Here is a 20,777-nt window from a genome sequence, read left to right on the forward strand (position 1 = left end):
TACCATGGCAGCAACACTCAAGGTGACCCAGACCCGCAGCACCATCGGCATCTTGCCCACGCACAAGGCCACAATGAAGGGTCTTGGGCTGCGCCGAATCGGTCACACGGTTGAACTGGAAGACACCCCTGCCGTACGCGGCATGATCCACAAGGTGACCTACCTTGTGCGCGTTGAGGGAGAGTAATCCATGAAACTCAATAGCCTGAGCCCGGCACCGGGTTCAAAGCACGCCGAGAAGCGTGTTGGTCGTGGCATCGGCTCCGGTCTGGGCAAGACCGGCGGCCGTGGCCACAAGGGCCAGAAATCACGCAGCGGCGGCAGCGTCAAGCCCGGCTTCGAGGGCGGTCAGATGCCGCTGCAGCGGCGTCTGCCGAAGTTCGGCTTCACCTCCATGAAGTCGCTGGTTTCCGAAGAAGTCCGCCTGGGTGAGCTGGTCAAGGTGGCGGGTGACGAGGTCACTCTGGAAACCCTCAAGCAGGCCAACGTGCTGAAGGATGCCACGCTGCACGCGAAGGTGATCCTGTCCGGCGAACTGAACAAGGCGGTCACGGTCCGCGGCATCAAGGTCACCAAGGGTGCCCGTGCCGCGATCGAAGCCGCCGGTGGCAAGGTAGAGGACTAAATGGCCAAGTCAGGAAAAATGCCGGCGACGGGCAGCGGTCTGGGTGAACTCTGGGCGCGCCTGCGCTTTGTGCTCCTCGCCATCGTGGTGTACCGGATCGGTGCCCACATCCCCGTGCCCGGTATGAATCCTGACCAGCTTGCTGCCTTGTTCAGGGAGCAGCAGGGTACCATCCTCGGCATGTTCAACATGTTCTCGGGTGGCGCCCTGGAGCGGATGAGTATCATGGCGCTGGGCATCATGCCCTACATCTCGGCATCGATCATCATGCAGCTGATGACCGCGGTCTCGCCCCATCTTGAGCAGCTCAAGAAGGAAGGCGAGGGCGGTCGTCGCAAGATCAGCCAATACACACGCTACCTTACCGTGGTCCTGGCCCTGGTTCAGGGCACCGGCATGTCGGTCGGCCTGGCCAACCAGGGTATCGCCTACACCGCAGACTTCAGCTTCTATTTCACCGCGATCATCACCTTCGTGACCGGTGCGGTGTTCCTGATGTGGCTGGGCGAGCAGATTACCGAGAAGGGCATCGGCAATGGCATATCGCTGCTGATCTTCTCGGGCATCGTCGCCGGTCTGCCGAGCGCGGTGGGACAGGCCTTCGAGCTGGCTCGCAATGAAGGCGCCTGGAACGTACTTCCGCTGCTGGCCCTCTCCGTGCTGGGCGTCGCTACCGTCGCCTTCGTGGTGTTCATCGAGCGCGGCCAGCGCCGCATCACGGTGAACTACCCACGGCGCCAGGTCGGTAACAAGATGTACGCGGGGCAGAGCAGCTACCTGCCATTGAAAGTGAACATGGCTGGTGTCATCCCGGCGATCTTCGCCTCCAGTATCCTGCTGTTCCCGGCCTCGCTGGGCCAGTGGGTAGGGAGTGGCGACGGCCTCGAGTGGCTTCAGCGTGCTTCCCAGGCTCTCGGGCCGGGTCAGCCACTACATATCTTGCTTTTCGCCGCGGCGGTGATATTCTTCTGCTTCTTTTACACAGCGCTGGTCTTCAATCCCAAGGACGTCGCCGACAACCTCAAGAAGTCGGGTGCCTTCCTGCCGGGGATTCGTCCAGGCGAGCAGACGGCTCGCTATGTCGACAAGGTCATGACCCGTCTGACCCTGTTCGGCGCCATGTACATCACCGCGGTTTCCCTGATGCCTCAATTTCTGATCGTGGCCTGGAACGTGCCGTTCTTCTTCGGCGGCACGGCGCTGCTGATCGTGGTGGTGGTCATCATGGACTTCATGGCCCAGGTGCAATCGCACCTCATGTCGCACCAGTACGAGTCGGTGATGAAGAAGTCCAACCTGAAAGGCTACGGTAGCGGCGGCATGATGCGCTGAGGCGCGCCGCTCGTGAATTGGCGCGCCGCGACCCGAAGCACTGGACCGCGGCGCGAGCCAACCTTGGAGATGGAACGATGAAAGTTCGAGCTTCCGTTAAGAAAATGTGTCGCAACTGCAAGATCATTCGTCGCAATGGCGCTGTCCGCGTCATCTGCAGCGAGCCGCGGCACAAGCAGCGCCAGGGTTGATTCCTGGCACTGTGATGGACCGGCGTCGGCATGCCTCTTGCCCTGTCGCAGGGAAAGGGGTATGCTGTTGCGCCTTTTAAGATGACCCAACGAGCAAGCCGCTCAAATTTCGGAGTAAGCTGATGGCCCGTATTGCAGGCGTCAATATCCCGGACAACAAGCATGCGGCGATCTCGCTGACCTATATCTTCGGGATTGGCCGCACTCGTGCACAGGAAATCTGTGCCGCGTCCGGCATCGCGTCGACCACCAAGATCCAGGAGCTGTCCAGCGAAGAGCTCGACACCCTGCGTTCCGAGGTTGGCAAGTATACCGTAGAGGGCGACCTTCGCCGTGATGTCACGCTTAATATCAAGCGTCTCATGGACTTGGGTTGCTACCGTGGTCTGCGTCATCGTCGTGGTCTTCCGCTGCGTGGTCAGCGTACCAAGACCAATGCGCGTACCCGCAAGGGCCCGCGCAAGCCGATCCGCAAATAACACGCACGTTCTGGCGTAAAGACAGGAAGAATCATCAACATGGCTAACCCGCGTAGCAATCGCAAGAAGGTTAAAAAGCAGGTAGTGGATGCCATTGCGCATATCCACGCCTCTTTTAACAACACGATCATTACGATCACAGACCGCCAGGGCAACGCTCTTTCTTGGGCGACTGCCGGTGGTTCGGGTTTTCGTGGTTCTCGCAAGAGCACCCCGTTCGCTGCTCAAGTAGCAAGCGAGCGTGCAGCGACTGCTGCAGCCGAGTATGGTGTGAAAAACGTCGACGTGCTGGTCAAGGGCCCCGGTCCTGGCCGTGAATCCGCCGTGCGCGCGCTCAATGCCGCCGGCTTCCGCGTGCAGAGCATCACCGACGCGACGCCCATTCCCCACAATGGCTGCCGTCCGCCGAAGAAACGCCGCGTTTAAGGAGACAGATTCATGGCTCGTTACATTGGACCGAAGTGCAAACTGTCTCGTCGGGAAGGCACCGATCTCTTTCTGAAGAGTGGTGTGACCCCCTTCGAGAAGAAGTGCAAATCCGAGCAGATTCCGGGTGTGCACGGCCAGCGCCGTCAGCGTATTTCCGAATACGGCTTGCAGCTTCGCGAGAAGCAGAAAGTACGTCGCATGTATGGCGTACTCGAGAAGCAGTTCCGCAACTACTACAAGGAAGCGGCCCGTCTCAAGGGCGCGACCGGCGAAGTGTTGCTGCAGCTCCTCGAATCCCGACTGGACAACGTCGTCTACCGCATGGGCTACGGCTCGACCCGCTCCGAAGCTCGGCAGCTGGTCAGCCACAAGGCCATCGCCGTGAACGGCAAGACCGTCAACGTGGCCTCCTACCAGGTCAAGCCCGGTGACGTTGTCTCCGTTCGCGAGAAATCGAAGAACCAGGCGCGCATCCAGAATGCCCTGGCCCTGGCCGCCAACCGCGGCGATGTGGCCTGGATCGAGATCGACGCCAAGAAGATGGAAGGCACGTTCAAGGCGCTGCCCGAGCGCGGCGACCTGACAGCCGACATCAACGAGGCCCTGATCGTCGAGCTGTACTCCAAGTAAGCGCTGCTAGCGCCCGGCCCCCCGAGTGGGGGCCGGCTCAGAGTACCGAGTATCCGTTTGGCAGCCTGAAAGGTGTACATATGCAGCGTTCAGTGAACGAGTTTCTTCGTCCGCGCGACATCAAGGTCGAAGAGATCAGCGCACATCACGCGAAGATCGTGCTCGAGCCCTTCGAGCGTGGCTTCGGCCACACCCTGGGCAACGCACTGCGTCGCATTCTGCTCTCGTCCATGCCCGGCTGTGCCGTGGTGGAAGCCGAGATCAGCGGTGTCGATCACGAGTACAGCGCGATCGAAGGGGTCCAGGAAGATGTCATCGAGATCCTCCTGAATCTCAAGGACGTGGCGATCAAGATGCACACCCGCGATGAGGCGGTGCTCTCGCTGAACAAGCAGGGCCCGGCCGTCGTCACGGCGGGTGATATCGCCCTCGACCACGACGTCGAGATCGTCAACCCCGAGCACGTCATCGCCCATGTCAACGAGGGTGCCGAGCTCAAGATGCAGCTCAAGGTGGCCCTCGGCCGCGGCTATGAGCCGGCAGACGCTCGCCTTGGCGCCGACGATGAGTCTCGTGCCATCGGCCGCCTGCAGCTGGATGCGACCTTCAGCCCCGTGCGTCGGGTTTCCTACTCCGTCGAGGCCGCGCGTGTCGAACAGCGCACCGACCTCGACAAGTTGATCATCAACCTGGAAACCGACGGTACCCTGGATCCCGAAGAGGCGATCCGTCGCAGCGCGACCATCCTGCAGGATCAGCTGGCTGCGTTCGTCGATCTGGAAGCCGACAAGGAACAGGAAGTGGAGGAGGAAGAGGATCATATCGATCCGATCCTGCTGCGCCCCGTAGACGATCTCGAGTTGACCGTTCGCAGCGCCAACTGCCTGAAGGCCGAGAATATCTACTACATCGGCGATCTGATCCAGCGCACCGAGGTGGAGCTGTTGAAGACGCCGAACCTCGGCAAGAAGTCCCTGAACGAGATCAAGGACGTCCTTGCAGCGCGCGGTCTTTCCCTGGGCATGCGGCTGGAAAACTGGCCGCCGGCTAGCCTGAAGGACGACAAGGCCTCCGCGTGAGCGCCGACTCGAGTCCCAGTTTGGTAAGGAATCACACCCATGCGTCATCGTAAGAGTGGTCGTCACCTCAATCGGACCAGCTCGCACCGCCAGGCCATGTTCAAGAACATGAGCGTGTCGTTGATCGAGCACGAGGTCATCAAGACAACCCTGCCCAAGGCCAAGGAGCTGCGTCGCGTCATCGAACCGCTCATCACTCTGGCCAAGCAGGATAGCGTAGCCAATCGTCGTCTGGCTTTCTCCCGCACCCGTTCCAAGGAAGCGGTGGGCAAGCTGTTCAACGAGCTGGGTCCGCGTTACGTCGAGCGTCCGGGCGGTTATGTCCGTATTCTCAAGTGCGGCTTCCGCACCGGCGACAACGCGCCCATGGCCTATATCGAACTCGTCGACCGTCCGGTCGTCGAGGTCGAGGAAGACGCCGCCGAGGAGTGATCCTCGACCGCGTTTCCGGCTACGGTACGCCAAACCGGCCCCTCGAGAGGGGCCGGTTTTTTATGCCGGTTCGGCCTTGTGCTGTCGGGCGCGTTCCAGTAGCGGCTTGAGGAAGCGCCCGGTGTGGGAGGCGTCCATCTTCGCCACCTGCTCCGGGGTGCCCTCGGCGATGATGCGCCCGCCGCCGGAGCCGCCCTCGGGGCCCAGGTCGACCACCCAGTCGGCGGTCTTGATCACGTCCAGGTTGTGCTCGATCACCACGATAGTGTTGCCGTGGTCGCGCAGGCGGTGGAGCACGGTGAGCAGCTGGCGGATGTCCTCGAAGTGCAGCCCGGTGGTGGGCTCGTCGAGGATGTAGAGCGTCTTGCCGGTGTCGCGCTTGGCCAGCTCCCGGGCCAGCTTGACCCGCTGGGCCTCGCCGCCGGAGAGTGTGGTGGCGCTCTGCCCGAGGCGGATGTAGGAAAGTCCCACGTCGAGCAGGGTCTGCAGGCGCCGGGCGATGGCCGGCACCGGGCTGAAGAACGCCAGCGCCTCCTCCACGGTCATCCCCAGCACCTCGTCGATGGTCTTGCCCTTGTACTGGATCTCCAGAGTCTCGCGGTTGTAGCGCTTGCCCTTGCAGACGTCGCAGGGCACGTAGATGTCCGGCAGGAAGTGCATCTCCACCTTGATCATCCCCTCGCCCTGGCACGCCTCGCAGCGCCCGCCCTTGACGTTGAACGAGAAGCGCCCCGGTTTGTAGCCGCGGGAACGCGCCTCCTGGGTGCCGGCGAAGAGCTCGCGGATCGGCGTGAAGATGCCGGTGTAGGTGGCGGGATTGGAGCGCGGGGTGCGGCCGATGGGGCTCTGGTCGATGTCGATGACCTTGTCGAGCTGGTCGAGCCCCTCGATGCGCTCATGGGGCCCCGGGGTCAGGCTGGTGGCGTGGTTGAGCTCCCGGGCGGCGATGGGCATCAGGGTCGAATTGATCAGCGTCGACTTGCCGGAGCCCGAGACGCCGGTGACGCAAATAAACAGCCCCAGGGGCAGCTCGAGGGTGACGTCCTGGAGGTTGTTGCCGGTCGCGCCCACCAGGCGCAGCACCTTCTCCGGGTTGCCGGGAATCCGCCACGGCGGCACCTCGATGCGCCGGGTGCCGACCAGGTACTGGCCGGTGAGGGAGTCGGGATTGGCCATCACCGCCTCGGGGGTGCCCTGGGCGACGATGCGCCCGCCGTGGACGCCGGCCCCCGGGCCGATATCCAGCACGTGGTCCGCGGCGCGAATGGCATCCTCGTCGTGCTCCACCACGATCACGGTGTTACCCAGGTCGCGCAGGCGCTCCAGGGTCTTGAGAAGGCGGTCGTTGTCGCGCTGGTGCAGGCCGATGGAGGGTTCGTCGAGGATGTACATGACCCCCACCAGGCCGGCGCCGATCTGGCTGGCCAGGCGGATGCGCTGGGCCTCGCCGCCGGAGAGGGTCTCGGCGCTGCGCTCCAGGTTGAGGTAGTCGAGCCCCACGTTGACCAGGAACTCCAGGCGGGCGTGGATCTCGTTGATGATCTTCACGGCGATCTCGCCGCGCCGCCCCGGCAGCGTCAGCGTCTTGAAGTAGGTCCAGGCTTCGCCGATGGGCAGCCGAACCATCTCCGGCAAATTGCGTTCGTCGATGAAGACGTGACGCGACTCCTTGCGCAGCCGCGAGCCATGGCAGGTGGGGCAGGGCTGCACGGCGATGTAGCGGGCCAGCTCCTCGCGGACCATGTTGGACTCGGTCTCGCGGTAGCGGCGCTTCAGGTTGGGCAGCACCCCCTCGAAGGGGTGCTGGCGGGTCACCTTGCGGCCCCGGTCGTTGACGTAGTGGAAGGCGATCTCGTCGTGGCCGCTGCCGTGGAGGATCACCTCGCGCTCATGACGCGCCAACGCCTGCCAGGGGGTCTCCAGGGTGAAACGGTAGTGCTCCGCCACCGACTGCAGCTGGTTGAAGTAGAAGACGCTGCGCCGATCCCAGCCCTTGATGACGCCCTCGGCCAGGGAGAGCTCCGGGTGGCTGATCAGCTTGTCCGGGTCGAATACCTGCTGCACCCCGAGGCCGTCGCAGCTTGGGCAGGCGCCGGCCGGGTTGTTGAAGGAGAACATGCGCGGCTCGAGCTCGGCGATGGAGTAGCCGCATACCGGGCAGGCGAAGCGCGCCGAGAAAGCCAGATCGTCGCGCTCGCCGTCCATGAAGTGGACCATGGCGATACCGTCGGAGAGGCCCAGCGCCGTCTCGAAGGACTCCGCCAGGCGCTGCTGGAGCCCCTCGCGGACCTTGATGCGGTCCACCACCACGCTGATATCGTGCTTCTTGTTCTTGTCCAGGGGCGCGATGTCGTCCAGCTCGAGCACCTGGCCATTGACCATGGCCCGCACGAAGCCCTGGGCGCGAAGCTCCGCCAGCAGCTGCAGGTGCTCGCCCTTGCGTCCCTTGACCACCGGGGCCAGCAGCATCAGCTTGCTGCCCTCCGGCAGCGCCAGCACCTGGTCGACCATCTGGGAGACCGTCTGGGCTTCCAGGTCCTCGCCGTGCTCCGGGCAGCGGGGAGTGCCGGTGCGGGCGAACAGCAGGCGCAGGTAGTCATAGATCTCGGTGATGGTGCCCACGGTGGAGCGGGGGTTGTGGGAGGTGGACTTCTGTTCGATGGAGATCGCCGGTGACAACCCCTCGATATGGTCGACGTCGGGCTTCTCCATCATCGACAGGAACTGTCGCGCATAGGTGGAGAGCGACTCCACGTAGCGGCGCTGCCCCTCAGCGTAGAGGGTGTCGAAGGCCAGCGACGACTTGCCCGAGCCGGAGAGCCCGGTGACCACGATCAGAGCGTCGCGGGGCAGCTCGACATCGATATCCTTCAGGTTGTGGGTGCGGGCACCCCTCACCAGAATCCTGTCCATTCCCACCTCGGGCGCACGGCAAAAGAGCGATTATACGGGGCCGGCTGCCGTGGCGGCAAAGTGGCGTCGGGACGCGGCTTTCCCTGGGTGGCGGCGAGCCGCTAGAATATGCGCTTCACTCAGGGGTGCAATGCACCCGAGCATGGAACGTCATCCTCCCTATGCGAAAGGTTTCCGGGCTGCTGCTGTCCAGCGAGCGGCGCGCCATTACCGGGTTGGCCAGCCTCTACGCCACGCGCATGCTGGGCCTGTTCATGGTGCTGCCGGTGCTGGCGCTCTACGCCGACGACCTCGCCGGCGCCACCCCGCTGATGGTGGGGCTGGCGCTGGGCGTCTATGGCCTAACGCAGGCGCTGTTGCAGATCCCTTTCGGCGCGCTCTCCGATCGTCTCGGTCGCAAGCCGGTGATTGCCTTCGGCCTGCTGCTGTTCTTGATCGGCAGCGTGGTGGCGGCGAACGCCGAGTCCATCGGCGGAGTAATCCTGGGACGCAGCCTTCAGGGCAGCGGGGCGGTGGCCGCCGCCATCATGGCGCTGCTCGCCGACCAGACCCGCGAGCAGGTGCGCACCGCGGCCATGGCCACCATCGGGCTCTCCATCGGCGTGGCCTTCGCCCTGGCCATGGTGCTGGGCCCCTGGCTGGCCGCCAGCTTTGGCCTCTCGGCGGTGTTCTGGTTCACCGCGGCGCTGGCCACTCTGGGCCTGCTGGTGCTGTGGAAGCTGGTCCCTCCCGCGCCGCGCCGCCTGCAGCACCGCGACGTGGGCATCGAGCGCAGCCAGCTGACCGCAACCCTGGGTCGTCCTGACCTGCTGCGCCTGGATCTCTCCATCTTCGCCCTGCACCTGATCCTGATGGCCATCTTTGTCGCCGTCCCCTTCCGGCTGGTGGAGGCCGGGATCGCGGTGGAGCGTCACGGGCTCACCTATCTGGGCGTCATGCTGCTGGCCTTCGCCGGCATGGTGCCGTTGGTGATCCTGGCCGAGAAGCGCCGCCAGATGAAGGCGATGTGCCTGCTGGCCATCGGCGCCATCAGCCTTAGCCTCGGCGGGTTGGCCGGCCTGGGCGACGGGTTGTGGAGCCTGTTCGGCTGGTTGCTGCTGTTCTTCATCGCCTTCAACCTGCTCGAGGCCACCCTGCCCTCGATGCTCAGCAAGCTAGCGCCGGCGGGGGCCAAGGGCACCGCCATGGGGGTCTACTCCACCAGCCAGTTCCTGGGCGCCTTCCTGGGCGGGGTGCTGGGCGGCTTCCTCGCCCAGCAGTGGGGATTGGCCGCGGTGTTCGTCGGCTGCGGCCTGCTGGGGCTGGTGTGGCTGGCGCTGATGGCGGGCATGACGCCGCCACCCCACCTGGCCAGCGAGGTGGTGGCGCTGGACGGCGAGCACCAGGGCGCGGCCCTCGAGAGCCTGGCGGCACGTTTCGCCGAGGTGGCCGGGGTCGAGGACGTGCTGGTGGTCCCCGAGGAGCGACTGGCCTATCTCAAGGTGGACCGCCGGCACCTCGATGAAGAGGCCCTGGCGAGAGTGATCGATAATCCCAAAGAGCGGGCCTGATGGCGGGCCCGCCACGTCTGGCTCGCAAGCAGGCGCTCGATGCGCCATCCTGCAGGCCTGCCTGCAGCCCCAAGCATTCATGACAGCAAGGAGTCCAACATGGCCCGTGGCGTCAACAAGGTCATTCTGATCGGCAACCTGGGACAGGATCCCGAGGTTCGCTTCCTGCCCTCCGGGGCCCCGGTGGCCAACCTGCGGCTGGCCACCACCGATACCTGGATGGACAAGCAATCCGGCCAGCGCCAGGAGCGCACCGAGTGGCATACCCTGGTGATGTTCAACAAGCTGGCCGAGATCGGCCAGCAATACCTCAAGAAAGGCTCGCGCATCTACGTCGAGGGTCGCCTCCAGACCCGCAAGTGGCAGGGGCAGGACGGCCAGGATCGCTACAGCACCGAGATCGTGGTCAACGACATGCAGATGCTCGACTCCCGGGCCGGTGGCGGTGACTTCCAGGGCGGTGGGGCGCCCCAGGGCGTCAACATGCCCCCCCAGGGCGGCCAATACGGCGGCGCTCCTCAGCAGGGCGGCTATGGCGGTGCTCCCCAGCAGCAGGGCGGCGGCTATGGCGGCCAGTCCCAGCCGCCAGCTCAGCCCCAGCAGCGTCCCGCCCCGACCCCGCCGGCCGGGCAGCCCCAGGGCGGTCAACCAGGCAAGCAGCAGGGCAACCAGCAGAGCAACTACGGGGCGCCGGATCCGGGCAGCTTCGACGACTTCGATGACGAGATCCCATTCTAGGATGCAGCGACCCGTCGGTGGCAGGGAGGAGCACGAGTGAAGCTGCTGATACTGGATGCCGGCCACTGCCTGAGCCTGGCGCTGGCCCGGGAGGTCAATCGGCGTAGCGATACCGAACTGGTCATCGACACCGGCAGCGTGCTCGATGCCGAGCGGCTTGCCGAGGTGGCGCCGGATGCCCTGATCATTCCCCCGCTCTCGCGGCCCATCCGAGCCGCGCCGGCCGAGGTGTCCGCCCACGCCGAGGCGGTAGAGCACTGCATGGAGGTGTGCCGGGAGGCCGGAGTGCCGCTGGTGTGGTGCGTCTCCGACCAGCTCTACGAGGACGGCTTCGCCGAGCCCATCGACGAGCACGTCATCCCACGGCCCCGGGACGAGAGCCTGCGTCGCCTGGTGGTCACCGGCGATCGCATCCGTGCGGAGTACCCGCGGCACCTGATCGTGCGCCTGGGGCCGCTGTTCGCCCTGGAGGGCGGTCACGCCTGGCTGGGGGAATTGATCGACACCCTGGTGGCGGGACGGGAGGTGCGCGGCGAGGCCGACGTCACCTGCTGTCCCACCTCCGCCGACGCCGTGGCCATGTCGCTGATCGGCATGCTCCAGCAGCAGCACTGCGGCGCCGAGGCCTGGGGCAGCTACCACCTGGCCGGCACCGAGCCGATCAGCGTCTACACCTTCGTCTCCATGGTGCGCACCCAGCTGGCGACCCGTCTCGAGGGGCTCGGCGAGCCGGCTGCCCTGGGGGAGGTGAAGGCCCTGCACCACCACCACGACCATCCGCTGCGGCGGGTGCTCAACTGCCGGCGGGTGCTCGAGGTGTTCGGCGTCCATCAGAAGCCCTGGCGGCTGGAGGTGGGACGGATGCTCGACGCCTGGTGCGAGGTCAACCATCGCTACCATGAGCCGCCGCAGGAGCCATCGCCCTCATGAATGCCCTGCGCAGCCTGCTCTTCTACGTCGGCTACTTCCTCATCATGCTGGTGAGCGGCCTGCTGTTCGTGCCGCTGGCGCCGCTGCTGCCGTTGAGCAGCCGCTACCGCCTGCTCAACGTCTACAACCACCTGATCACCGCCTGGTTTCGCTGGGCGTGCGGGGTGCGCTACGAGATCCGTGGGCGCGAGCGCCTGCCTGCAGGCCCCTGCGTGATCCTCTCCAACCACCAGAGCGAGTGGGAGACCATCTACCTGCAGGTCCTCAAGCCGCCGATCTGTACCGTGCTCAAGCAGGAGCTGCTGAGGATTCCGCTGTTCGGCTGGGGGCTGCGCCTGCTTCACCCCATCGCCCTGGATCGCAGTCGGCCGGCCCGGGCCATGAAGCAGGTGCTCACCCAGGGCAGGCAGCGTCTGGAGGAGGGGCTCTCGGTGCTGATCTTTCCGGAGGGGACCCGGGTCGCGCCGGGGCAGCGCAAGCGCTACAACAAGGGAGGCGCGGTGATCGCCTGTCGCGCCGGCGTACCGGTGTTGCCGATCGCCCACAACGCCGGCGAGCGCTGGCCGGGGCGCCACTGGGTCAAGAACCCGGGGCGGCTGTCGCTGGTGGTGGGCGAGGCCATCGAGACTACCGGGCGCTCCCCGGAGGAGGTGATGGTCGAGGTGGAGGCCTGGATCGAGGCGAGGCTGGCCGAGATCTCCGAGGTGCCGCGGCCAGCCTCGCCGACGCCGCCGGCCACCGCCGAGAAGAATGCGGTCTGAGTCGAGGCCTCGCGAACGCAATGCCTGTCAATCCAAAGACTCCACCAACGCAAGGAGGCGCCCCGAAGGGCGCCTCCTTGCGTTGGGCCGACGCTCGGTCGGCCCGTGGGACTCAGTCCCGGAATGTCAGTCCGTGAACCTTTCCAGCACCAGGCACGCGTTGGTGCCGCCGAAGCCGAAGCTGTTGGAGAGCACCCGCTCGACCTTCACGCCGTCGCGACGCTGCATGACGATGTCGAAGCCGTCGGCCTGCTCGTCGAGGGTCTCGATATTGGCCGAGGCGGCGATGAAGTCGTTCTCCATCATCAGCAGCGCGTAGATCGCCTCCTGCACGCCGGTAGCGCCCAGCGAGTGGCCGGTGAGCGACTTGGTGGAGCTCATGGCCGGCGTGCTGTCGCCGAACACCTCACGGATCGCCTTGAGCTCGGCCACATCGCCCACCGGGGTGGAGGTGCCGTGGGTGTTGATGTAGTCGATCTTGCCCTCCACCGTGGCCATGGCCTGGCGCATGCAGCGCACCGCGCCATCTCCTGAGGGGGCGACCATGTCGTGGCCGTCGGAAGTGGCACCGTAACCCACGACTTCCGCATAGATCTTCGCTCCGCGTGCGCGGGCGTGTTCCAGCTCCTCGAGCACCAGCATGCCGCCACCGCCGGCGATGACGAAGCCGTCGCGGGCCTGGTCATAGGGGCGCGAGGCCTTGTCGGGGGTGTCGTTGTACTGGGTGGAGAGCGCGCCCATGGCGTCGAACAGGCAGGAGAGGGTCCAGTGCTCCTCTTCGCCGCCGCCGGCGAAGACCACGTCCTGCTTGCCCATCTGGATCTGCTCCATGGCGCTGCCGATGCAGTGGGCCGAGGTGGCGCAGGCCGAGGAGATGGAGTAGTTGATGCCCTTGATCTTGAACGGCGTGGCCAGGCAGGCGGAAACGGTGCTGCCCATGGTGCGGGTGACCCGGTAGGGCCCCACGCGGCGCAGGCCCTTTTCGCGCATCAGATCGGCGGCCTCCACCTGGTTAGCGCTTGAGGCGCCGCCGGAGCCGGCGATCAGGCCGGTACGCTCGTGAGAAACCATCTCCGGGGCCAGCCCCGAATCCTCGACGGCCTGGGCCATGGAGACGTAGGCGTAGGCCGCGGCATCACCCATGAAGCGGCGCAGCTTGCGGTCGATGAGCGCGTCGAGGTCGATGTCGACGCTGCCGGCAACCTGGCTGCGGAAGCCACGCTCGGCATACTCCTCCTTGAAACGAATACCCGAGCGCCCTTCCTTGAGCGCCTCGAGAACGGCCTGACGGTCGTTGCCCAGGCAGGACACGATGCCCAGACCGGTGACTACCACTCGTCGCATGGGAGCCTCCTGATTCAGAAGTTCGCGGTGGAAGTGAACAGGCCGACACGCAGGTCGGTGGCCTGGTAGATGTCGCGGCCATCGACCGACACGGTACCGTCGGCGATGCCGAGAATCAGGCGCCGGGTGATGATGCGCTTGATGTCGATCTTGTAGGTGACCTTGCTGGCCTCGGGGAGGATTTGGCCGGTGAACTTCACCTCGCCACAGCCCAGGGCGCGTCCGCGCCCCGGATGGCCGAGCCAGCCCAGGTAGAAGCCGACCAGCTGCCACATGGCATCGAGGCCCAGGCAGCCGGGCATCACCGGGTCGCCGGGGAAGTGGCACTCGAAGAACCAGAGCTTGGGGTCGATATCCAACTCGGCGATCAGCTCGCCCTTGCCGAAATCACCGCCATCCTCGTAGATGCGAGTAATGCGGTCGAGCATCAGCATGTTGGGAGCAGGGAGCTGGGCGTTACCCGGGCCGAACAGCTCGCCGCGGGAGCAGGCAAGCAGTTCGTCGCGATCAAAGGAGTGTTGCTTGGTCACTGGGTCATTCCGAAGGTCGAAGGTATTGTGCACGGCAGGCGACAGGCCGCCGCCAGGTGACAGACGGTAAGTCTACTGTCCGCGCAGGGGGAATGCACGCCAGGCGCGCTTGGAACCTTGACCCAGGAGACGACATAGCCACAGGCAGAGCAGACCCCACACCAGCGCCTGGGCCGGCAGCAGCCAGGGCGCGAGGGCCACATCGGCCAGGCGGGCACCGGCGTAATAGGAGGCCGGGCCGCTGATGGCGCCCCCCAGCACGGCGAGCCAGGGGCGCTGCCATAGCCAGGCGAGCGAGTGGTGCAGCAGGGTGGCGAACAGCGGCCAGAGGAGCCATATCCACAGCGGCAGCACCCCGAACATCAGCGGCTGGTCGCCGAAGTCGAAGCCGCCGGCCAGCGTCAGCCCCCCGTCCACCACGAGCCCCAGCGCCGCAAAGCCCACTAGCCAGCGCCACTCGCCGGGCCGCGCCTGCCAGACCAGGTGAAGGGTCAGCACGACGGCGGCGGCCAGTGCCGCGATCCAGGAGCCCCCCAGCACGCAGGCCATCCAGCCCAGTTCAAAGGCCACCAGGTTGAGCAGGGCCCGGCGGGTGCCGGGCCGGCGCAGGGCCGACGGCAAGGCCATCGCTCAGTGACTCCCGGTAAGGGGAGCGGGGCGAGCCCCGGGCTTGGCCAACAGCAGGTGGCAGGTGCCGATGCTGCGCTCCAGGAAGCCGCCCTCGCAGTAGCAGAGGTAGTAGCGCCACATGCGGATGAAACGCTCGTCATAACCCAGCTTGCGCACCCGCTCGAGGTTGGCCTCGAAGCGGTGGCGCCATTCGCGCAGGGTGCGCGCATAGTGGGTGCCGATCTCGTCCATGGCCAGCACGTTGAGGGAGGTGCGCCGGGCCAGGCCGTCGAGGATGGCGCGGTGAGAGGGCAGGAAGCCGCCCGGAAAGATGTAGCGCTTGATGAAGTCCATCTCGCGCTTGGCCGCCTCGAAGCGCTGGTCGCGGATGGTGATGGCCTGCAGCATGGCCATGCCGTCGTCGGTCAGCAGGCGATCCAGGGTGGCCAGGTAGGTGTCCAGGTACTGGTGACCCACCGCCTCGATCATCTCCACCGAGATCAGCCGATCGAAGCGACCTTCGAGCTCCCGGTAATCCAGCTTGAGCAGGGTGATGCGGTCGCCCAGGCCCTCCTCCTCGATGCGCCGGGCGGTATGGGCGTACTGCTCCTCGGAGATGGTGGTGGTGGTGACTCGGCAGCCGCGGGTGCGGGCGGCGTGGATGGCCAGCCCGCCCCAGCCGGTCCCGATCTCCAGCAGGTGGTGCTGGTGGCGCACGTCGAGGCGGTCGAGCATCAGGTCCAGCTTGAAGGTGGAGGCCTCCTCCAGGCTCGCCTCCGGGTGGGGGAACACCGCGCTGGAATACATCAGATGGTGCTCGTCCAGGAAGGTGGCGAACAGCTCATTGCCGATATCGTAGTGGGCGGCGATATTGCGCCGCGAGCCCTTCAGGCTGTTGCGCTGCAGGTGGTAAAGGGCGGCCATCAGCCAGCGCCCCAGTCGCGCCGTGCCGTTCTCCATCTCGCCGTTGACCCGCTCCAGGTTGGCAGCGAGCAGCCGCACCAGGGCGACCAGGTCGTCGACGTCCCAGTCGCCGTCCATGTAGGCCTCGGCGGCCCCCACGGTGCCGCCCAGCGCCAGGCGCTTCCAGGCGCGGGTGTCGCGCACCACCAGAGTCACGTTGAGGGGGCCGCCCTGGCCGAGGCGGTGGCGGCGGTGTCCCTCGATCAGGGTGACCTGGCCGCCCTCCAGGCGGTCCAGCTGCTTCAGCAGCCGCGGCCGCAGCCAGCGGGTCAGGCGATCGGGCTCCTCCACGAGGGGCCGGTTGGTGCTTGCGGAGCGCAGGGTGTTCACGACGAACTCTCCTTACGGGTACTCGGGTCAGGACCGGGGTGGTCATGGATCGGCACGCGCTTGAGCCACAGTCGCAGCGCCTCGAAGTGGATGCCGGCCAGGGTCTTGAGGCTGATCCAAGGCTGGCGTGCCAGGGTGCCCAGCAGCACGCCGCGGGTCGCCGGGCGGGCCTCCAGGGTCAGGGTGGCGTCGAAGGGACGCGCGTCTCCCTGCCAGGTCTCCATGTGCATCATCAGCCGCTCGTCCGGCGTGTTGAAGCGCCAGCGGTAGGTCATGTCCATGGGGTTGAAGGGGGAGACGTGCATCGTCTTGGCGAAGGTGGCCTCGTGGCTATGGCGGCCTGGTTCGACGGCGCAGGCATAACGGGCGCGCTCGCCCCATGGCACATTGGTCACCTCACCGAGCACGGCGCGCAGTTCGCCATCGGCATCGAAGGCGTAGTAGAGCGAGACCGGGTTGATGCCGACCCCCAGGGTGCGCAGCTGGGTCAGCAGGCAGATGCGTCCCTCCGGAGCGAAGCCGAGCTGGCGCGTGAGCTCCTCCCGCACCGCCTGCTTCAGCGGCCGGTCATGGGAGGTGAGATCGTCCTTGAGGTCGTCCTTGAGTTCGTCCTTGAGTTCGTCCTTGAGATAGTCCTCGCGGCGGAAGCGCGCCAGGGCCGGGCGGCGGGCGCTGAAACCCGGGACGCCGTCGAACAGCTCGGGCAGCTCATCCAGATCCAGCCAGGCCATCCACACCCGGTAGCTGAAGGCGTGGTGGCGTGGCAGGTAGCGGCGGTGGCGCAGGGTGCCACGATAGATGCGCGAGCGGGGCGTGGTGCTCATGCCACCGCGCCCTCGAGGGCCTCAGGCGCCCAGCCGGTCTCGCCGGGGCGGGGCGAGTCCTCGTCACAGCCTAGGCCGCGGGCGACCCGCAGCGCGCTCCACACGCCGTCCTCATGGAAGCCGTTGCGCCAGTAGGCGCCGCAGTAGTGGGTACGGAAGGCGGGGCCGGAGATCTCGGCGTGGCGCGCCTTGGCCGCCTCGCCGGCCAGGGTGAACTGGGGGTGAGCGTAGGTATAGCGGCCCAGCACCTTGGCCGGGTCGATGGCGTCGCCGTCATTGAGGGTCACGCAGAAGGTGTGGGGGGACTCCAGGCGCTGGAGAATATTCATGTCGTAGGTCACTGAGATGCGCTCGCCCTCGCCGCGTCCGTCGAGGCGGTAGTTCCAGCTCGCCCAGGCGCGGCGGCGGCGCGGCAGCAACCGGGTATCGGTGTGCAGCACCACCTCGTTGTCCTGGTAGGGCAGCGCGCCGAGGACCTCGCGCTCGGCGGTAGTAGGATCCTCCAGCAGGCCCAGGGCCTGGTCGGCGTGGCAGGCCAGTACCACCTCGTCGAAGCGCTCAGTGCCGGTGTCGCTGCGGACCTCTACGCCATCGGCCAGACGGCGGATGCCGCGCACCGGGGTCGAGAGTCGGATGCGGCCCGCGTAGGGCGCGGTCAGCGCCGGAATGTAGCTGCGTGAGCCGCCCATCAGGGTGTACCACTGGGGGCGATTGCTCACCGAGAGCAGGCCGTGGTGGCGAAAGAAGCGCACGAAGAACTGCAGCGGGAAGTCGCGCAGGTCCTGAAGGCTCGCCGACCAGATGGCGGCCCCCATAGGCAGCAGGTAATGGCGCTGAAAGGTCGCGCCGTAACCGCCGGCGTCGAGCCACTCGCCGAGGGCCATGGCCGGGTCCAGGCTGCCGCTCTCGAGGGCTTGGGTCGCCTCGCGATTGAAGCGAAGGATGTCGCGCAGCAGGCGGTAGAAGCTCGGGCGCAGCAGGTTGCGACGCTGGGCGAACAGGCTCGCCAGGGTGTGGCCGTTGTACTCGAAGTCGCGGGAGGTCTCGTGGACCGAGAAACTCATCTCGGTGGGCTGGGTGAGCACCCGGAGCCGGGCCAGCAGACTCTGGAAGTGGGGGTAGGTCCAGTCGTTGAAAACGATAAAGCCGGTGTCGATGGCGTAGTGGCGGCCCTCGAATTCGACATCCATGGTGGCGGTGTGGCCGCCCAGGCGGTCGGCGGCCTCGAAGAGCGTCACCCGGTGGCGGCTCGACAGGTACCAGGCGGCGGCCATGCCGCCGATGCCACTGCCGATCACGGCGATGCGGCGCTCCGGCTCTGGCGCCCCGGGGTGGCGATGAAAAGCGGTCATGGGGCTATCTCCGACGTGGTGGCCGGGCGTACCAAGCGCAGGCCGAGGCGGTGGCGCAGCGAGGGGGGCATGATGCCCATCAGTTTCAACAGCAGGGTGAAACGGCGCGGGAAGTGGATATCCAGGCGGCGGCGCGAGAGCCCGTCGAGGATCGCCTCCACGGCTTGCTCGACCCCGATGCGCATCGGCATCGGGAAGTCGTTGCGATCGGTGAGCGGGGTCTTCACGAAGCCGGGGTGGATCAGGCTGACGCCGATACCCTCGGCGTGGAGGTCCAGGCGAAGGGATTCTAGAAAGTGGCTGAGCGCCGCCTTGGAGGCGCCGTAGGCCTCGGCGCGGGGCAGGGGCAGATAGGCCGCGGAGCTTGACGTTGCGGCCAGCAGCGGGCGGCCACCCTCGGCGCGGGACCGGCGAAGCAACGGCAGGGCGGCATCGATACAGTAGACGGCGCCAAAGAAGTTGGGGGCGAAGACCCGCTCCACCAGCGCGACGTCGAAGCGTTGCGCATCCAGGTATTCACAGGTGCCGGCGTTGAGCAGCGCCAAGTCGAGGCCGCCGAAATCCGCGGCGATGCGCTCACCGGCGCGGGTCACCGCTTGACGGTCGCTCACGTCGAGGGGCAGTAGCAGGGCGTTGTCGCGCCCGGCGACCAGCGCCCGGAGTTCGGGCTCGCCCCGCGCACTCAGCGCCACCCGGTGGCCATCCGCCAGTAGGCGCTCGGCGAGGGCGTGGCCGATGCCGGAGGTGGCGCCGGTAAGCCAGATGCGTTGCTTGCCGTGGAGTGGCATGGGGCCTCCTGAGTCCGGCAACCTCGGCCGGGATGGTTGGCCGCCGCAGTCCACCGGTCAGCCGTCGATTCGTTTCTTCACCAGACGTATAGCGCCGCCCAGCAGTGGCAGGCGCTCATAAAGCAGGGCGCCGGCATCGAAGTAGTCGCGGTGACGCGCCACCCGGCCGTCTTCGGCGAAGGTCAGGTGTGAGCATCCGTCGACGTGGATCTCGCGACCGCCATCGAGCCGCGGGTGGGTCAGGTGCATGGTCCAGGTCGCAAAGGCCTGGTCTCCCGACATCTGTCGCTCATGGAAGCTGAAGCGGCACGCTGTCACGTTCTCGTATAGGGTCGCAAAATAGCGCTCCAGGGCCTTGGCACCCTCGATCCGGTGCATCGGGTCGATAAATAGCGCATCAGGAGTATAGAACCTGTACAGCTCGTTTGTACAGCTCTTGTCTAGTTTATTGAAGAAGGCGCAGAAGGCCTCCAATCGGTTATCTGCAAGGGCTGCCATGGGGGCTCCTGGATCGGTCGGTGCCGGACATCAGTCGGCCTTGAGCGCCTTGAAGGCGTCCAGGGCCCGGGCGCGCGCCGCCTTGTGGTCGACGATGGGAGGCGGATAGTCGACGCCACCGAGCAGGTCCCGGGGAGGCGCGTGTCGGGCCTTGGGGGGCAGCTCGACCAGTTCCGGCAGCCACTCGGCCAGGAAGGTGCCCTCGGGGTCGAAGCGGCTCGACTGGGTGGTGGGGTTGAAGATCCGGAAGTAGGGCGCGGCGTCGGTGCCCGTGGAGGCCGCCCACTGCCAGCCGCCGTTGTTGGCACAGAATTCGCCGTCTACCAGGTGGCGCATGAAGAAGGTCTCGCCGCGGCGCCAGTCGATCAGCAGATGCTTGCTGAGGAACATGGCGGTGATCATGCGCAGGCGGTTGTGCATCCAGCCGGTGGCAAGCAGCTGGCGCATGGCGGCATCGACGATGGGGTAGCCGGTGCGCCCCTCGCACCAGGCGGCGAAGCCCTCGTCATCATCCCGCCAGGCCAGTGCCTCGGTGTGGGCCTGAAAGGGACGGTGGCGGCACACCTGGGGGAAGCCTACCGCCACGTGGCGGTAGAACTCCCGCCACACCAGTTCGTTGACCCAGGTGACGAGACCGGCGTCGCCCTCGGCCAGGCTGCCGCCGTTCTCGGCCAGCACTGCCTGCAGGCACTGGCGGTGGGAGATCATGCCCAGCGCCAGGTAGGGCGAGAGTTCACTGGTGCCGCGGATCGATGGAAAGTCTCGTTGTCGCCCATAGTGTCGCCCACGAAAGCGCAGGAAGCGCTCCAGGCGGTCGGCGGCCGGCCCCTCCCCGGCGGGCCACTGGTGGCCGTCGACGGGAGTGTCCTCAAGGGCGGGCAGCTCGGGCAGCGCCTCGCCGGCGATGCCGGTGGCGGCCTGCGGGGCGGGGGTGTTGCTCACCGCCAGGCGTTCTGCCGTCAGCTGGCGATGCCAGCTCTTCGCGAAGGGTGTGAAGACGCCGTAGTAGTCGCCCTTGCCGGTGAGCAGCTCCCCCGGGGCGAAGGCCACGGCGTCGTGGTGGCCGCGGGCCTCGAGCCTGGCCTCCTGAAAGGCGGCGGCCACGGCGGCATCGCGGCGCTGCTCGTCCAGGGGGTACTCGTGATTGAAGTGCAGGGCGTCGGCGCCCAGCTCCCGGGCAATGGTCAGCAGCGTCGCGGGCGCCTCAGCGAAGTCATCGATGTCGCGGTGCAGCAGCGGGATGTTGAGCCCCGCCAGGGCCTTCTTCAGGGCCGCCACACCGCGGGCGCGAAAGTTGAGCGGGTTGGCGCCATGGCCGTGACGCCGCCAGTGGGGCAGGCTGCGCAGAAAAATGGCCACGACCGGGCCACGGGCGGCGGCCGCGGACAGGGCGCGGTTGTCTGCGATGCGCAGGTCGCTGCGAAACCACATCAGGGTGAGGGGCATGGTG

At 66.5% G+C, this 20,777-nt stretch carries 23 protein-coding genes; 13 read left to right on the top strand and 10 right to left on the bottom strand.

Going from position 1 to position 20,777, the window contains the following annotated elements:
* Positions 1–4 precede the first annotated feature (4 nt).
* The 9 genes from rpmD (at position 5) to rplQ (ending at position 5,197) form a co-directional block, all read left to right on the top strand.
* A complete protein-coding gene (gene rpmD / locus ACR80S_RS16310; protein ID WP_290906756.1) occupies positions 5–187 on the top strand; it encodes a 50S ribosomal protein L30 in 183 nt (60 codons plus the stop codon).
* Positions 188–190: 3 nt separating this feature from the next.
* A complete protein-coding gene (gene rplO, locus ACR80S_RS16315) occupies positions 191–625 on the top strand; it encodes a 50S ribosomal protein L15 (protein WP_435401149.1) in 435 nt (144 codons plus the stop codon).
* Complete coding sequence (gene secY / locus ACR80S_RS16320) at positions 626–1,957, top strand: preprotein translocase subunit SecY (protein ID WP_435401150.1); 1,332 nt, start codon at positions 626–628, stop codon at positions 1,955–1,957. It begins immediately after the preceding gene.
* A 77-nt stretch (positions 1,958–2,034) separates the two neighbouring features.
* Entirely contained in the window at positions 2,035–2,148 is a 114-nt protein-coding gene (rpmJ, locus tag ACR80S_RS16325) for a 50S ribosomal protein L36 (RefSeq protein WP_008959154.1), read from the top strand.
* A 122-nt stretch (positions 2,149–2,270) separates the two neighbouring features.
* Positions 2,271–2,627, top strand: coding sequence for a 30S ribosomal protein S13 (gene rpsM, locus ACR80S_RS16330; RefSeq protein WP_290906785.1), 357 nt, complete (start codon positions 2,271–2,273; stop codon positions 2,625–2,627).
* A 39-nt stretch (positions 2,628–2,666) separates the two neighbouring features.
* Positions 2,667–3,053: a 30S ribosomal protein S11 gene (gene rpsK / locus ACR80S_RS16335; RefSeq protein ID WP_040183105.1), complete on the top strand. Its 387-nt coding sequence runs from the start codon at positions 2,667–2,669 to the stop codon at positions 3,051–3,053.
* Positions 3,054–3,065: 12 nt separating this feature from the next.
* Positions 3,066–3,686: a 30S ribosomal protein S4 gene (rpsD, locus tag ACR80S_RS16340; protein WP_435401151.1), complete on the top strand. Its 621-nt coding sequence runs from the start codon at positions 3,066–3,068 to the stop codon at positions 3,684–3,686.
* A gap of 80 nt (positions 3,687–3,766) precedes the next feature.
* Positions 3,767–4,765: a DNA-directed RNA polymerase subunit alpha gene (locus ACR80S_RS16345; RefSeq protein WP_435401152.1), complete on the top strand. Its 999-nt coding sequence runs from the start codon at positions 3,767–3,769 to the stop codon at positions 4,763–4,765.
* Between the two features lie 39 nt (positions 4,766–4,804).
* Positions 4,805–5,197 (top strand): 50S ribosomal protein L17, encoded by a 393-nt coding sequence (gene rplQ, locus ACR80S_RS16350; RefSeq protein ID WP_435401153.1) that lies wholly within the window; start codon positions 4,805–4,807, stop codon positions 5,195–5,197.
* Positions 5,198–5,257: 60 nt separating this feature from the next.
* Here the strand turns inward: rplQ and uvrA are convergent, their stop codons facing one another.
* Positions 5,258–8,110 carry an excinuclease ABC subunit UvrA gene (uvrA, locus tag ACR80S_RS16355; RefSeq protein WP_435401154.1) on the bottom strand — a complete coding sequence of 951 codons (2,853 nt, stop codon included), beginning with the start codon at positions 8,108–8,110 and terminating at the stop codon, positions 5,258–5,260.
* A gap of 161 nt (positions 8,111–8,271) precedes the next feature.
* Here uvrA and ACR80S_RS16360 point away from each other — a divergent pair, with 161 nt between their 5' ends.
* From ACR80S_RS16360 to ACR80S_RS16375, 4 genes are all read left to right on the top strand, one after another.
* Positions 8,272–9,660, top strand: coding sequence for an MFS transporter (locus ACR80S_RS16360; RefSeq protein WP_435401155.1), 1,389 nt, complete (start codon positions 8,272–8,274; stop codon positions 9,658–9,660).
* Between the two features lie 99 nt (positions 9,661–9,759).
* The gene (locus ACR80S_RS16365; RefSeq protein WP_435403829.1) at positions 9,760–10,398 is read left to right on the top strand and encodes a single-stranded DNA-binding protein; all 639 of its coding nucleotides are present in this window, start codon (positions 9,760–9,762) and stop codon (positions 10,396–10,398) included.
* Positions 10,399–10,434: 36 nt separating this feature from the next.
* Positions 10,435–11,328 (top strand): sugar nucleotide-binding protein, encoded by an 894-nt coding sequence (locus ACR80S_RS16370; RefSeq protein WP_435401157.1) that lies wholly within the window; start codon positions 10,435–10,437, stop codon positions 11,326–11,328.
* Positions 11,325–12,089, top strand: coding sequence for a lysophospholipid acyltransferase family protein (locus ACR80S_RS16375; protein ID WP_435401158.1), 765 nt, complete (start codon positions 11,325–11,327; stop codon positions 12,087–12,089). The genes ACR80S_RS16370 and ACR80S_RS16375 overlap by 4 nt, the downstream gene beginning before the upstream one ends.
* 126 nt (positions 12,090–12,215) lie before the next feature.
* Here ACR80S_RS16375 and fabB read toward each other — a convergent pair whose 3' ends face one another.
* From fabB to phrB, 9 genes are all read right to left on the bottom strand, one after another.
* Positions 12,216–13,433, bottom strand: a complete 1,218-nt coding sequence (gene fabB / locus ACR80S_RS16380; protein WP_435401159.1) for a beta-ketoacyl-ACP synthase I — start codon at positions 13,431–13,433, stop codon at positions 12,216–12,218.
* Between the two features lie 14 nt (positions 13,434–13,447).
* Positions 13,448–13,963 carry a 3-hydroxyacyl-[acyl-carrier-protein] dehydratase FabA gene (gene fabA, locus ACR80S_RS16385; RefSeq protein WP_435401160.1) on the bottom strand — a complete coding sequence of 172 codons (516 nt, stop codon included), beginning with the start codon at positions 13,961–13,963 and terminating at the stop codon, positions 13,448–13,450.
* A 72-nt stretch (positions 13,964–14,035) separates the two neighbouring features.
* Positions 14,036–14,572 carry a DUF2878 domain-containing protein gene (locus ACR80S_RS16390; protein ID WP_435403844.1) on the bottom strand — a complete coding sequence of 179 codons (537 nt, stop codon included), beginning with the start codon at positions 14,570–14,572 and terminating at the stop codon, positions 14,036–14,038.
* Positions 14,573–14,593: 21 nt separating this feature from the next.
* Positions 14,594–15,865 carry a class I SAM-dependent methyltransferase gene (locus ACR80S_RS16395; RefSeq protein WP_435401161.1) on the bottom strand — a complete coding sequence of 424 codons (1,272 nt, stop codon included), beginning with the start codon at positions 15,863–15,865 and terminating at the stop codon, positions 14,594–14,596.
* Positions 15,862–16,689, bottom strand: a complete 828-nt coding sequence (locus tag ACR80S_RS16400) for a DUF1365 domain-containing protein (RefSeq protein WP_435401162.1) — start codon at positions 16,687–16,689, stop codon at positions 15,862–15,864. Before ACR80S_RS16400 ends, ACR80S_RS16395 begins: the two co-directional genes overlap by 4 nt.
* On the bottom strand, positions 16,686–18,041 hold the full coding sequence (locus ACR80S_RS16405) for an NAD(P)/FAD-dependent oxidoreductase (RefSeq protein ID WP_435403830.1): 1,356 nt from the start codon (positions 18,039–18,041) through the stop codon (positions 16,686–16,688). Before ACR80S_RS16405 ends, ACR80S_RS16400 begins: the two co-directional genes overlap by 4 nt.
* Complete coding sequence (locus tag ACR80S_RS16410; protein WP_435403831.1) at positions 18,038–18,829, bottom strand: SDR family NAD(P)-dependent oxidoreductase; 792 nt, start codon at positions 18,827–18,829, stop codon at positions 18,038–18,040. The genes ACR80S_RS16405 and ACR80S_RS16410 overlap by 4 nt, the downstream gene beginning before the upstream one ends.
* Positions 18,830–18,886: 57 nt before the next feature.
* Complete coding sequence (locus ACR80S_RS16415; RefSeq protein ID WP_435401165.1) at positions 18,887–19,327, bottom strand: nuclear transport factor 2 family protein; 441 nt, start codon at positions 19,325–19,327, stop codon at positions 18,887–18,889.
* A 30-nt stretch (positions 19,328–19,357) separates the two neighbouring features.
* On the bottom strand, positions 19,358–20,773 hold the full coding sequence (phrB, locus tag ACR80S_RS16420) for a deoxyribodipyrimidine photo-lyase (protein ID WP_435403832.1): 1,416 nt from the start codon (positions 20,771–20,773) through the stop codon (positions 19,358–19,360).
* Positions 20,774–20,777 lie beyond the last annotated feature (4 nt).

The organism is Halomonas salsilacus, assembly GCF_051216275.1.
GTDB lineage: Bacteria > Pseudomonadota > Gammaproteobacteria > Pseudomonadales > Halomonadaceae > Halomonas.

Excerpts from the sequence above, each read along its gene's own strand:
- uvrA (WP_435401154.1), bottom strand. The coding sequence starts at position 8,110 with ATGGACAGGATTCTGGTGAGGGGTGCCCGCACCCACAACCTGAAGGAT.
- ACR80S_RS16365 (WP_435403829.1), top strand. The coding sequence starts at position 9,760 with ATGGCCCGTGGCGTCAACAAGGTCATTCTGATCGGCAACCTGGGACAG.
- phrB (WP_435403832.1), bottom strand. The coding sequence starts at position 20,773 with ATGCCCCTCACCCTGATGTGGTTTCGCAGCGACCTGCGCATCGCAGAC.
- rpsD (WP_435401151.1), top strand. The coding sequence starts at position 3,066 with ATGGCTCGTTACATTGGACCGAAGTGCAAACTGTCTCGTCGGGAAGGC.
- rpsK (WP_040183105.1), top strand. The coding sequence starts at position 2,667 with ATGGCTAACCCGCGTAGCAATCGCAAGAAGGTTAAAAAGCAGGTAGTG.
- rplQ (WP_435401153.1), top strand. The coding sequence starts at position 4,805 with ATGCGTCATCGTAAGAGTGGTCGTCACCTCAATCGGACCAGCTCGCAC.
- rpsM (WP_290906785.1), top strand. The coding sequence starts at position 2,271 with ATGGCCCGTATTGCAGGCGTCAATATCCCGGACAACAAGCATGCGGCG.
- ACR80S_RS16400 (WP_435401162.1), bottom strand. The coding sequence starts at position 16,689 with ATGAGCACCACGCCCCGCTCGCGCATCTATCGTGGCACCCTGCGCCAC.
- ACR80S_RS16360 (WP_435401155.1), top strand. The coding sequence starts at position 8,272 with ATGCGAAAGGTTTCCGGGCTGCTGCTGTCCAGCGAGCGGCGCGCCATT.
- secY (WP_435401150.1), top strand. The coding sequence starts at position 626 with ATGGCCAAGTCAGGAAAAATGCCGGCGACGGGCAGCGGTCTGGGTGAA.
- rpmD (WP_290906756.1), top strand. The coding sequence starts at position 5 with ATGGCAGCAACACTCAAGGTGACCCAGACCCGCAGCACCATCGGCATC.
- rpmJ (WP_008959154.1), top strand. The coding sequence starts at position 2,035 with ATGAAAGTTCGAGCTTCCGTTAAGAAAATGTGTCGCAACTGCAAGATC.
- fabB (WP_435401159.1), bottom strand. The coding sequence starts at position 13,433 with ATGCGACGAGTGGTAGTCACCGGTCTGGGCATCGTGTCCTGCCTGGGC.
- ACR80S_RS16375 (WP_435401158.1), top strand. The coding sequence starts at position 11,325 with ATGAATGCCCTGCGCAGCCTGCTCTTCTACGTCGGCTACTTCCTCATC.
- ACR80S_RS16345 (WP_435401152.1), top strand. The coding sequence starts at position 3,767 with ATGCAGCGTTCAGTGAACGAGTTTCTTCGTCCGCGCGACATCAAGGTC.
- ACR80S_RS16410 (WP_435403831.1), bottom strand. The coding sequence starts at position 18,829 with ATGCCACTCCACGGCAAGCAACGCATCTGGCTTACCGGCGCCACCTCC.
- rplO (WP_435401149.1), top strand. The coding sequence starts at position 191 with ATGAAACTCAATAGCCTGAGCCCGGCACCGGGTTCAAAGCACGCCGAG.
- ACR80S_RS16405 (WP_435403830.1), bottom strand. The coding sequence starts at position 18,041 with ATGACCGCTTTTCATCGCCACCCCGGGGCGCCAGAGCCGGAGCGCCGC.
- ACR80S_RS16415 (WP_435401165.1), bottom strand. The coding sequence starts at position 19,327 with ATGGCAGCCCTTGCAGATAACCGATTGGAGGCCTTCTGCGCCTTCTTC.